Below are 11,024 nucleotides of genomic sequence, written 5' to 3' on the forward strand. Positions count from 1 at the left end.
GGTAGTGCCGGCCGCTGGCCGGCAATCTCTGGAGTTTCCATGTCCACCGCCATCACCGCCCGCGGCTACCAGTCCGGTTTCGGCAACGAATTCGCCACCGAGGCCGTCGCCGGCGCGCTGCCGGTCGGGCAGAACTCGCCACAGAAGGTGGCCCACGGCCTGTACGCCGAACAGCTGACCGGCACCGCCTTCACCGCGCCGCGTGGCAGCAATCGCCGCAGCTGGCTGTACCGGATCCGTCCGGCGGTGACCCATGGCGAGTTCACCCCGTTCGCGCAGTCGCGGTTGCAGTGTGATTTCGGCGCACAGCCGGCCTCGCCGAACCAGCTGCGCTGGAGCCCGCTGCCGCTGCCGGAATTGCCGACCGACTTTGTCGAAGGCCTGTACACGATGGGTGGCAACGGCTCGCCCGACGCGCATGCCGGCGTGGGCATCCACCTCTATGCCGCCAACCGCGACATGGTCGGCCGCTACTTCTACGATGCCGATGGCGAGCTGCTGATCGTGCCGCAGCTGGGCGGCCTGCGCCTGCTGACCGAGCTGGGCGTGATCGAGATCGAGCCCCAGCAGATCGCGGTGATCCCGCGCGGCGTGCGCTTCCGCGTCGAACTGCCCGATGGCCCGAGCCGCGGCTATATCTGCGAAAACTACGGTGCGCTGCTGAAACTGCCGGACCTCGGTCCGATCGGGTCCAACGGCCTGGCCAACCCGCGCGACTTCGAAACCCCGCACGCGGCGTTCGAGGATGTCGATGGTGATTTCGAACTGATCGCCAAGTTCGAGGGCCGCCTGTGGCGTGCGCCGATCGACCACTCGCCGCTGGACGTGGTGGCCTGGCATGGCAATTACGCGCCGTACCGCTACGACCTGCGCCGCTTCAACACCATCGGTTCGATCAGCTACGACCACCCGGATCCGTCGATCTTCCTGGTGCTGCATTCGCCCAGCGACACGCCGGGGACCAGCAACATGGACTTCGCGATCTTCCCGCCGCGCTGGCTGGTAGCACAGAACACCTTCCGTCCGCCGTGGTTCCACCGCAACATCGCCAGCGAGTTCATGGGCCTGGTGCATGGCGCCTACGACGCCAAGGCCGAAGGCTTCGTGCCGGGTGGCGCATCGCTGCACAACTGCATGAGCGGCCACGGCCCGGACGCGCCGACCTTCGACAAGGCCTCCAATGCGGACCTGTCCAAGGCCGATGTGATCAAGGACACGATGGCTTTCATGTTCGAGACCCGCGCGGTGATCCGCCCGACCGCACAGGCGCTGGCCGCCGGCCATCGCCAGGGCGATTACCAGCAGTGCTGGAACGGCCTGCGCAACAACTTCCGCTGATCCGGAAAAGGGGACGGAGGGGATTAAGTCGCAAACAGCACACCTGTGTTCGAAACGACTTAATCCCCTCCGTCCCCTTTTTCTTCAGGCGGCCTCGACGAACGCGTCGCAGTGCTCCAGCGGCAGCGCTTCCAGCAGGCGCTGGCGTACGCGCTGGCAATAGCCGTCCGAGGTCAGCCCGGGCAGCAACTGCATGGCCGAGTGCAGCACCTGCAGTACTTCACTTTCGGCGCGTGCCTGCTGCAGGTCGCGGAACAGCGCCGCCGCCTGCGGATGGCGCTGCATTTCCAGGATGCCCAGCACGTAGATGCGCGCAGCTACCAGCGAGCGGCGGCGCTCCACTGCGGTGGCCGGAGTTGCCGCAGGTGCCGCGGCTGGTGGTGCGGGCGGAACCGGCGCTGCCGCGGGTGCCGGCGACGGCGGTGCGGCCGTGGCGGCAGTACCGGTGCTCAGGTAGCCGGCCTGCACCAGCTGGATGATCATGGCCGGCGCGTCCTGGCCGAGCAGGCCGGTCAGGTCGGCAATGCTGCGCTGGCCGTCGCACAGGATCAGCAACCGGCGCTGGCGCATGTCCAGCGGCGCGCGGTGGGCCTGCAGCGCGGTACGGGCGAGATCGGTCTTGCGCGGTTGCATGGAAGGGACGGCCAGATCGGTGCACGCCGAGCCTGAACGAAGGCGATGAAACCGCGATGACAATGCAGCGCCTGCACATCTGCTGCGCTAGCGTGCAGCCACCTTCGTGCCAGGGAACCGCACCGATGAAGTACCTCCCGATTGCTGGTCTGTTGCTGCTTTCGCTCACCGCCTGCGGCGGCCAGGACAAACAGGGGGCGGCCGGCAGTGGCAGCGACACCCCGGCCGAAACCGCTTCGGCGACCGGCCCCGCACAGTCCGCCGATCCCGATCTGGCCTCGCGCCCGGCCAATGATCTCCGCAGCGACAGCCCCGCACGCCTGGACGGCTACGCCGGTGCGAAGCTCGGCGCAGCCATCGCCGAGGTCCGCAGCGGCTTCGGCACCTCGCTGCAGGGCTTGGGCAGCGATGCCGCCGGCAAACCGCTGCCGGTCGACGACAGCAACGATGGCTGCTATTTCCTGCGACCGCAGAATGCCGAGGATCCGCGCCTGATGATCGAAGGCCGCAAGCTGGTGCGCTATGACGTGCACAGTGCTGCGGTCATCGCACCGGGCGGCGGCAAGGTCGGCATGACCCTGGGCGAGCTGCAGGTGCTGTACCCCGAGCGCGGTGACGTCGGCCCCGACAAGTACGACGAGAAGGCCCAGCACCTGCGCGTGCGTCCGGCGCAGGAGGGTGGGGCGGTGATCGACTTCGCGCTCGGTGCGGACGGTCGGGTCGGCGCGTGGCGGGTCGGGCAGACCCCGCAGGTCGATTATGTGGAAGGCTGTGGCTGATCCTTGATCTACGGCCCAGCCATGCGCGCGGGGCCAGCGTAGAATCGCGCCACGACCGCTGGGGGAGTGCTCGATGATCGCCATTGCCATTGCCTGGTTCCTGCTCGGCCTGCTGCTGCTGGCGCTGGGCGGGGACTCCATCGTCAAGGCCGTGTCCGGCCTGGCGCAACGCTTCGGGGCCAGTCCGTTCACGGCTGGCCTGTTGCTGCTCGGCGTGACCACTTCGCTGCCGGAACTGGCGGTCAACGCGCGCGCGCTGGCGGTCGGTCAGCCGGAGCTGGCGCTGGGCAACGCGGTGGGCAGCAGCATCGTCAACCTGGGCCTGACCCTGGCCGTGGCGGCCATGGCTGCGCCACTGCTGCTGCGCGCGCGCCTGCAGACGGTGCTGTGGTGGTCGCTGCTGGCGGCCGGCGTGCTGCTGATCCTGTTCGGTCTTGATGGTGGCCTGGCACGCTGGGAGGGCGGCGTGCTGCTGGCCGGCTTCATCGTGGTGCAGGTGCTGCTGCTGCGCCGTGGTCGCAGCGAGAGTGCGGAGGTGCAGGCAGCCATCGCCGAGTCCGCACTGAGCCGCACCAGCCTGCCGTTGAATGTACTGCGGGTGCTCATCGCCGCGCTGGCCCTGTACTGGGGCGCACGCCTGGTGGTGGGGGCCGCAGCGGACTTCGGTACTGCACTGGGTTGGACGCCGCTGCTGGTCGGTCTGCTGCCGGTCGCGATCGGTACCGCGCTGCCGGAGGTGGCAACCGCGATTGCTGCCGCACGCCGTGGTCATGGCGACATGGTGCTGGGCCACGTGCTGGGTTCCAGCGTGGTCAACCTGTTGCTGGTGATTGGTGCGATGGCCGTACTGCAGCCGCTGGCGCTGCCGGCCTCGTTCGTGCGCCTGGAACTGCCGGCGCTGCTGGCCTTCGCACTGGTGCTGTACCCCATGCTGCGCGGCGACCTGAAGATCAGCCGCGGCGAAGGCGCGATCCTGCTGGTCGCGTTCGCGGGCTGGTTCGTGCTGGAGCTGCTGCTGGTGGGTGCCCCGGCGTTGTAGATCCACGCCACGCGTGGATGCGGTTGGTTCCGTGCCGACCAAGGTCGGCACCTACCGGTCACCTCGCCGATGATGCGGTAGCTGCCAACCTCGGTTGGCACTCGGGGAAACAGAGCGCCGACCAAGGTCGGCCTCTACCCGGCATTGTGGTCGGTAGATCCACGCCACGCGTGGATGCGGTTGGCTCCGTGCCGACCAACGGTCGGCACCCACCGGTCAACCCACCGATGATCCGGTAGCTGCCAACCTTGGTTGGCACTCGGGGAAACAAAGCGCCGACCAAGGTCGGCCGCTACCGGGCATTGCAGTCGGTAGATCCAGGCCATGCGTGGATGCGGTTGGTTCCGTGCCGACCAACGGTCGGCACCCACCGGTCCACCCACCGATGATGCGGTAGCTGCCAACCTTGGTTGGCACTCAGGGAAACAAAGCGCCGACCAAGGTCGGCCTCTACCGGATTCACCGGTTCTGCGTGGTTTCTTCTTCCCGCACCGGTTCCGGCGGCGGCAGCTGCTCTTCAGCAGCCGGCTCGTTGCCGGGCAGGCTGGGGCGGGTTTCCATCAGCAGCGACAGCGCGGCCTTGGCCATCATGTGCGCGCTGATCGGTGCGGTGATGAACAGGAACACGGTGATCAGCAGCTCGCGCGGCTGCGGGTCCTGGCCGAGGAAGATGTGGTAGCACACCGAGCACACCAGCACGCAGCCCACGCCCAGTGTGCTGGCCTTGGTCGGTGCGTGCAGCCGCTTGAAGAACGTGGACAGCTTCACCAGGCCCAGTGCACCGACCAGGATGAAGAAGCAGCCGAACAGCAGCAGGATCGACAGGCCGATCTGGATCGCGGTGATCATTCGACGATGTCCCGGCGCAGCACGAACTTGCTCAGCACCACGGTGCTGCCGAAGCCCAGCATGGCGATGATCAGCGCCGCCTCGAAGTAGATCGGCGAGTTGAGGTACATGCCGAACAGCATCAGCTCGGCAATCGCGGTCACCGACAGCGTGTCCAGCGCGAGGATGCGGTCGGGCACGGTCGGCCCGCGCAGCAGGCGCCAGGTGGCCAGCAGCATGGCCAGGCCGACCACGTGCATGCACACCACCAGGGTGGTCTGGATGACTTCAAAACCGGTCATGGGAAGATCTCCATCAACGGCGCCTCGTAACGGCGCTTGATCGTATCGATCAGGTCCTGTGGATCCTCCAGGTGCAGCACATGCACCAGCAGGAACTTGCGGTCGTCACTGAGCGCGGCCGAGACCGTGCCCGGGGTCAGCGTGATCATGCTGGTCAGCGCGGCGATGCCGTGGATGTTGGCAATGTCCAGCGGCAGCCAGATGAAGCCCGGATGGATGTTCTTCTCCGGGCCCAGCACCTGCACGGCGACGCGGATGTTGGACATCAGGATGTCCCACAGGGTCACGCACAGCAGCTTGGGCAGCGGGCGCAGGGTACCGATGCGGGCGAACTCGCGGTCCAGGCGCGCGGCGAACAGCGGCACCACCACGCCCAGCACCAGCCCCAGCACGAACTGGCCGAGGGTGAAGCTGTCGGACATCAGCAGCCAGAACGCCACCACCATGATGCTGAGCATCGGCGAGGGAATGACGCGGCGGAACAGGGAACGCTGGGCGGTCATGGCTGGCGGATCTCCGGCGTGGTCGCGCGCAACTGCTGCACGTACTCGCTGGGGTGCAGCAGCTGTGCGGCGGTGGCGTCGGTGTAGCGCATCAGTGGCGCGGCGGCCAGGGTCATGCCGATGCCGTAGGCCAGCAGGATGCAGGCCGCGTACAGCTCGACCCGGCGCAGGCGTGCCTTGCGCGGCTTCGGTGCATCGGCCTCGACCGGTGGCACGCGCCAGAACAGGCGGATGCCGCCTCGGGTCAGGCCCATGATCACCAGCAGGCTGCTCACCAGCACCGCGGTCCACACCGGGGCGGTGTACTGCGCCGGCATGCCGGCCAGCAGTGCGGCCTTGGCCAGGAAGCCGGACAGCGGCGGCAGGCCGGCCACGGACACCGCGCCGATCAGGAACAGCACCGCCGGCGTTTCCTTGCCCGGCATCGGCGCGACCACTTCCTTGCGGTCGCTGGCGCCACCGCGGCGGCGGCGGATCAGGTCGGCAATCAGGAACAGTGCGGCGGCGACGAAGCTGCTGTGCGGCAGGTAGTACAGGCCGGCGGACAGCACCTGCGGCGTGCCTACCGAGAAGGCGATGAACAGCGTGGCTGCCGAGACGATTACCAGATACGAGATCAGCACGCGCAGGCGGGTCGCGGCCAGCGCACCGAGGCCGCCAAGTACCAGCGTTGCCACGCCGGCCCACAGCAGCCAGTCGCGGCCATAGCCGGCCATCGCACCGGCATCGTCGCCGAACCACAGCATCTGGATGCGCAGCACCGAGTACAGGCCGACCTTGGTCATGATCGCGAACAGGGCGGCCACGGCGGCCGGTGCGCGCGAATAGGCTTCCGGCAGCCACAGGTACAGCGGCATCAGTGCAGCCTTGGCGCAGAACACCAGCAGCAACAGGCCCATCGTGGCCTTTACCAGGGTCAGCTGCGCCGGCGGCACCTCGGCAATGCGCTGCGACAGCTCGGCCATGTTCAGCGAGCCCAGCGAGGCGTACAGCAGGCCCAGTGCGATCAGGAACAGGGTCGAGGCGGTGACGTTGAACACCACGTAGTGCAGGCCGATGCGCATGCGCAGGCCGCGGCCGCCACTGAGCAGCAGGCCGTAGGAGGCGATCAGCATCACCTCGAAGAACACGAACAGGTTGAAGATGTCGCCGGTCAGGAACGCGCCATTCAGGCCGACCAGCTGGAACTGGAACAGTGCATGGAAGTGCGGTGCGCGCCGGTCCCAGCCCGAGCAGGCATGCAGCAGGCAGGGAATGGCCAGCAGCAGGGTGGTCAGCAGCATCCACGCCGACAGCCGGTCGGCCACCAGCGCGATGCCCAGACGCGACGGCCAGTCGCCGAGCAGGTAGACGTTGATCTCACCAGTGGCGGTGGTGGCAAACAGCAGGCCCACCGCCAGCGCCAGCGCCGACAGCGCAGTCCAGGCCACCGCGCGCTGCACCTTGGGGCCATAGCGGCGGTGTTCGACGAACAGCGACAGTGCAGCACCCAGCAGCGGAATCAGGATGGGCAGGATCACCAGGTGGTTCATGCGCGGTCCTCGCCCTGGCGCGGCAGCACGCTCTCATCCTGCAGGTCGTCATCCGGCTCGTGGGCGTCCACATGGTCGCTGTGGTTGTCGCTGCGGCTGCGCATGGCCAGCACGATGCTGACCGCGGTCATCGCGAAGGCGATCACGATCGCGGTCAGCACCAGCGCCTGTGGCAGCGGATCGGTGTAGTTGCCCAGGTGACTGTCCACGCCTTCCTGCAGCACCGGTGCCTTGCCCAGCACCACGCGGCCACCGGCGAAGATCAGCAGGTTGGTGGCGTAGGACAGGAAGGTCATGCCGAGGATCACATCGAAGCTGCGCGCACCCAGCAGCAGGTAGATGCCGATGGCGGTCAGTACGCCGATCGCGGTAGCCAGGGCCAGTTCCATCAGTGCATCTCCCCGGTGCGTGCCGAACGGCGTTGCAGGTCGATCTCACCCTTGCGGGCAGTGCGGGTGCGCGACGGCTTGATCGTGCCCATCATCGACAGCATCAGCATGGCGCCACCGAACACCACCAGGTACACGCCGATATCGAAGCCGATCGCGCTGGCCAGCGGTACCTCGCCGATCAGCGGCAGGTGCAGGTCGAGGTGGCCGCTGGTCAGGAACGGCACGCCGAACAGCATCGACGCACTGCCGCTGAGGATGGCGATCAGCAGGCCCATGCCGATGCAGCGGATGTAGTCGAAGCCGAAGCGCGACTCCACCGACGCGGTGCCCTGGATCACGTACTGGATCAGCAGCGGCACCGCCAGCACCAGGCCGGCGATGAAGCCACCGCCCGGCGCGTTGTGGCCGCGCAGGAACAGGAAGATCGATACGGTAAGCGTCAGCGGGAACATGATCTGCGCCAGGTCGGCCGGCACCGGCAGCTTGATCGGCGGGCCGGGCATGATCTGCTCCGGCGCCATCCGCGTGCGACGCAGTAGCGCATGCACCACCAGTGCGGCGATACCGAACACGGTGATCTCGCCGAAGGTATCGAAGCCGCGGAAGTCGACCAGGATCACGTTGACCACATTCTGGCCGTAGGCCTCGGGCAGGGCACGGGCGAGCAGCTCGCCGGCCATGGTGTTCGGCGGCAGCGTCATCGCCGAATAGGCCAGCGCACCCAGGCCGGCGCCGGCGATGACCGCGATCACCGCATCGCGGCGCTTGCGCCAGCGCGGCCGCTCCGGCCCGGACTGCGCGGGCAGGTAGTTCATGCCCAGCAGCATCAGCACTAGGGTCACCATCTCCACCAGCAGCTGGGTCAGCGCCAGGTCCGGTGCGGACAGGAACACGAAGGTCAGCGCCACCATCAGGCCGACGCCGCCGACCAGCAGCACCGCCAGCAGGCGCTGCTTGTAGACACGGAGGGTGGCAACGGCGCAGGCCATCATCACCAGCCACAGCACCCAGCCCAGCAGCGGGATCGGCTGCGGCGCGGTCCAGTTCGGCGAGGCCGGGTTGGCCACGAACGGCGCGGCGGCGACCGCGATCGCCACCAGCACCAGGCCCAGCAGCATGCGCTGCAGGCTGCCATTGGCGATGCCGTTGGTCAGGCGCATGGCCAGCGCGGAAAGGGCATCCAGCTGCGCATGGAACACGTTGCGGCCGGTGGTGCGGGTTTCCACCCCGTGCAGGTTGATCAGCTTGCGCAGGCCAAAGTATAGCGCCACGCCACCGACCACGCCGATCGCGCTCATCGCCAGCGGCAGGTTGAAGCCGTGCCACACCGCCAGGCTGTATTCGGGCATGGCGTTGCCGAGGATCGAGGCCGCAGCGGCATGCAGCACCGGCGCCACGGTCAGTGCCGGGGCGATGCCCACCGCCACGCAGATCACCACCAGCAGTTCCACCGGCACCTTCATCCAGCGCGGCGGCTCATGCGGCACGCGGTCGAGGTCGTGCGGGCCGGGGCCGAAGAAGGTGTCGTGCACGAAGCGCAGGCTGTAGGCCACGCCGAACACACCGGCCAGCAGCGCCGCGATCGATACGGCCGTGCGCATCGCGCCCGGGCCGCCACCGGCGGTCAGCGCTTCGGCGAACAGCATTTCCTTGGATAGGAAACCGTTGAGCAACGGGATGCCGGCCATCGCCAGCGAGGCGATGATCGCCAGCGCGCTGGTGAATGGCATCAGTTTGCGCAGGCCACCCAGCTTGCGCATGTCACGGGTGCCGGTTTCGTGGTCGATGATGCCGGCGGCCATGAACAGCGAGGCCTTGAAGGTGGCGTGGTTGAGGATGTGGAACACGCCGGCCACCACCGCCATCGGCGTGGACAGGCCGAACAGCAGGGTGATCAGGCCCAGGTGGGAAATGGTCGAGTACGCCAGCAGGCCTTTCAGGTCGTGCTGGAAGATCGCGTTCCAGGCGCCGATCAGCAGGGTCAGCGCGCCGATGCCGCTGACCGTGTAGAAGAACAGGTCGCTGCCGGCCAGTGCCGGGTGCAGCCGCGCCAGCAGGAACACACCGGCCTTCACCATGGTGGCCGAGTGCAGGTAGGCAGAGACCGGGGTCGGCGCCGCCATCGCGTGCGGCAGCCAGAAGTGGAACGGGAACTGCGCGCTCTTGGTGAAGATGCCGGCCAGCACCAGGAACAGTGCGTACGGGTACAGCGCGCTGGCGCGGATCTGCTCGCCGGCGGCCAGCACCACGTCCAGGTCGAAGCTGCCGACGATGCGGCCGATCAGCAGCACGCCACCGAGCAGGGCCAGGCCACCGCCGCCGGTGATCACCAGCGCCATGCGTGCGCCTTCGCGGGCGTCCTGGCGGTGCGACCAGAAGCCGATCAGCAGGAACGAGCTGATGCTGGTCATTTCCCAGAAGATCATCAGCAACAGCAGGTTGCCCGACAGCACCATGCCCAGCATGGCGCCCATGAACAGCAGCAGGTAGCAGTAGAAGCGGTGGGCGTTGTCCTGCTGGCTCAGGTAGTAGCGCGCATACAGCACCACCAGCGCGCCGATGCCGAGCACCAGCCCGGCGAACATCCAGGCCAGGCCGTCCAGGCGCAGGGTGAAGTCCAGGCCGATCTGCGGCAGCCAGGGCACCAGGGTGCGGACCACCTGGCCATCGAGCACCGACGGGGTCAGCCAGCCGAGGATGGCCAGTCCGCCCAACGGCGCCAGCGCCGCCAGCCAGGCAGCAGTCGAGCGCGAACTACGGGGGAAGGCCGCAACAGCCGCTGCCATCAGGAACGGCAGGGCCAGCAGCAGGGGCAGGCTGGGGAGCATGCAGGGAATCCATGATTCACGAGCAGGTCAGGGAGGATAACAGGCTGCGAAATGTCGCCGAAACCCATCGAACAGCGATCAATTGCATGTAACGTCCGCTGATTCATTTTTTTTGCAGCGCAGCATCACGTTGCTGCGGTCCCTCCCCGGTTGCCCTAGGGGGACACCCTACGCCGACGCAGGGAGACCGCAGGCCCTGTCGCACAGGGGCTGCCGTCGACGGGCGGGAGGTGGGGAACGGATCACCGGTGCAGGCTGGCAGGGCCGTCGTGGAGTGCGGGTGACGGAATCTGCCCGTTCAGGAAACGAGGGGCACCGTCGGCCACGGGCAGGTCAGTAGCGCCAGTCGAGCTTGCGGTAGAACTTGGCCATCACCCAGGCCGGGCCGATCAGCAGGTAGGTCAGGTCGGTCAGGAAGCTGGGCTTGCGGCCCTCGAACTTGTGACCGATGAACTGGGCGATCCAGGCCACAACGAATACACCCACCGCCAGCCAGAACAGGTTATGCAGGCCGATCTCGGCCTCCAGCAGCCTGCACAGGCAGCCGAACACGAAGAACTGAATGAGCATGCCGATGCCCAGCGGGCGCGACAGCTTGTTGTAGAAGCACCAGGCGCTGAACATCGCGAACGCCGACCAGATGCCGTACTGGAACCAGGTGATCAGCGGCGGCAGGCACCACAGCAGGGCCACCACCGACCACAGGATCGCCGGCACCGCCACCACGTGGATGCGCTGGTTGATCACATTGCGGTGGTCGTCGGAGTAGCTGGCGAAATAGCGGTCGATCGGCCGCGCAAGCTCGGTGGATGTCTGCATGCTGCGTTGCTTCTGTCTCTTATACACATCT

The 11,024-nt window shown here is 67.4% G+C and carries 11 protein-coding genes; 3 read left to right on the forward strand and 8 right to left on the reverse strand.

The annotated features are described in order from the left end of the window. The first annotated feature begins 39 nt into the window (after positions 1 to 39). On the forward strand, positions 40 to 1,338 hold the full coding sequence (gene hmgA / locus AC5O77_RS18980) for a homogentisate 1,2-dioxygenase (protein WP_368849969.1): 1,299 nt from the start codon (positions 40 to 42) through the stop codon (positions 1,336 to 1,338). An 84-nt stretch (positions 1,339 to 1,422) separates the two neighbouring features. Here hmgA and AC5O77_RS18985 read toward each other — a convergent pair whose 3' ends face one another. Further along, complete coding sequence (locus tag AC5O77_RS18985) at positions 1,423 to 1,971, reverse strand: hypothetical protein (protein ID WP_494507066.1); 549 nt, start codon at positions 1,969 to 1,971, stop codon at positions 1,423 to 1,425. A gap of 125 nt (positions 1,972 to 2,096) precedes the next feature. On the opposite strand from AC5O77_RS18985, the gene AC5O77_RS18990 reads away from it, so the two are divergent. Continuing rightward, a complete protein-coding gene (locus AC5O77_RS18990; protein WP_494507067.1) occupies positions 2,097 to 2,750 on the forward strand; it encodes a hypothetical protein in 654 nt (217 codons plus the stop codon). A 73-nt stretch (positions 2,751 to 2,823) separates the two neighbouring features. Then, positions 2,824 to 3,789 (forward strand): sodium:calcium antiporter, encoded by a 966-nt coding sequence (locus tag AC5O77_RS18995; protein WP_032127153.1) that lies wholly within the window; start codon positions 2,824 to 2,826, stop codon positions 3,787 to 3,789. A gap of 459 nt (positions 3,790 to 4,248) precedes the next feature. On the opposite strand, the gene AC5O77_RS19000 is transcribed toward AC5O77_RS18995, so the two are convergent. The 7 genes from AC5O77_RS19000 to AC5O77_RS19030 all read right to left on the reverse strand — a co-directional run bounded on the left by AC5O77_RS19000 (position 4,249) and on the right by AC5O77_RS19030 (position 10,993). Continuing rightward, the gene (locus tag AC5O77_RS19000; RefSeq protein ID WP_049401677.1) at positions 4,249 to 4,638 is read right to left on the reverse strand and encodes a Na+/H+ antiporter subunit G; all 390 of its coding nucleotides are present in this window, start codon (positions 4,636 to 4,638) and stop codon (positions 4,249 to 4,251) included. Beyond that, on the reverse strand, positions 4,635 to 4,919 hold the full coding sequence (locus AC5O77_RS19005; RefSeq protein WP_005411334.1) for a K+/H+ antiporter subunit F: 285 nt from the start codon (positions 4,917 to 4,919) through the stop codon (positions 4,635 to 4,637). The genes AC5O77_RS19000 and AC5O77_RS19005 overlap by 4 nt, the downstream gene beginning before the upstream one ends. Next, entirely contained in the window at positions 4,916 to 5,422 is a 507-nt protein-coding gene (locus AC5O77_RS19010; RefSeq protein WP_049401676.1) for a Na+/H+ antiporter subunit E, read from the reverse strand. Before AC5O77_RS19010 ends, AC5O77_RS19005 begins: the two co-directional genes overlap by 4 nt. Next, complete coding sequence (locus AC5O77_RS19015) at positions 5,419 to 6,954, reverse strand: monovalent cation/H+ antiporter subunit D (protein ID WP_423163365.1); 1,536 nt, start codon at positions 6,952 to 6,954, stop codon at positions 5,419 to 5,421. Before AC5O77_RS19015 ends, AC5O77_RS19010 begins: the two co-directional genes overlap by 4 nt. Beyond that, positions 6,951 to 7,343 (reverse strand): Na+/H+ antiporter subunit C, encoded by a 393-nt coding sequence (locus tag AC5O77_RS19020; protein WP_478057493.1) that lies wholly within the window; start codon positions 7,341 to 7,343, stop codon positions 6,951 to 6,953. The genes AC5O77_RS19015 and AC5O77_RS19020 overlap by 4 nt, the downstream gene beginning before the upstream one ends. Next, a complete protein-coding gene (locus tag AC5O77_RS19025) occupies positions 7,343 to 10,174 on the reverse strand; it encodes a monovalent cation/H+ antiporter subunit A (protein ID WP_478057492.1) in 2,832 nt (943 codons plus the stop codon). Before AC5O77_RS19025 ends, AC5O77_RS19020 begins: the two co-directional genes overlap by 1 nt. Before the next feature lie 333 nt (positions 10,175 to 10,507). Continuing rightward, positions 10,508 to 10,993, reverse strand: a complete 486-nt coding sequence (locus AC5O77_RS19030; RefSeq protein WP_005411329.1) for an Mpo1 family 2-hydroxy fatty acid dioxygenase — start codon at positions 10,991 to 10,993, stop codon at positions 10,508 to 10,510. Positions 10,994 to 11,024: the final 31 nt, after the last annotated feature.

This window comes from Stenotrophomonas sp. INTA L402-1, assembly GCF_059295135.1.

Coding starts and splice junctions, on each gene's coding strand:
- AC5O77_RS19010 (WP_049401676.1), bottom strand. CDS start 5,422: ATGACCGCCCAGCGTTCCCTGTTCCGCCGCGTCATTCCCTCGCCGATG.
- AC5O77_RS18985 (WP_494507066.1), bottom strand. CDS start 1,971: ATGCAACCGCGCAAGACCGATCTCGCCCGTACCGCGCTGCAGGCCCAC.
- hmgA (WP_368849969.1), top strand. CDS start 40: ATGTCCACCGCCATCACCGCCCGCGGCTACCAGTCCGGTTTCGGCAAC.
- AC5O77_RS19005 (WP_005411334.1), bottom strand. CDS start 4,919: ATGACCGGTTTTGAAGTCATCCAGACCACCCTGGTGGTGTGCATGCAC.
- AC5O77_RS19000 (WP_049401677.1), bottom strand. CDS start 4,638: ATGATCACCGCGATCCAGATCGGCCTGTCGATCCTGCTGCTGTTCGGC.
- AC5O77_RS19030 (WP_005411329.1), bottom strand. CDS start 10,993: ATGCAGACATCCACCGAGCTTGCGCGGCCGATCGACCGCTATTTCGCC.
- AC5O77_RS19015 (WP_423163365.1), bottom strand. CDS start 6,954: ATGAACCACCTGGTGATCCTGCCCATCCTGATTCCGCTGCTGGGTGCT.
- AC5O77_RS18990 (WP_494507067.1), top strand. CDS start 2,097: ATGAAGTACCTCCCGATTGCTGGTCTGTTGCTGCTTTCGCTCACCGCC.
- AC5O77_RS19025 (WP_478057492.1), bottom strand. CDS start 10,174: ATGCTCCCCAGCCTGCCCCTGCTGCTGGCCCTGCCGTTCCTGATGGCA.
- AC5O77_RS19020 (WP_478057493.1), bottom strand. CDS start 7,343: ATGGAACTGGCCCTGGCTACCGCGATCGGCGTACTGACCGCCATCGGC.
- AC5O77_RS18995 (WP_032127153.1), top strand. CDS start 2,824: ATGATCGCCATTGCCATTGCCTGGTTCCTGCTCGGCCTGCTGCTGCTG.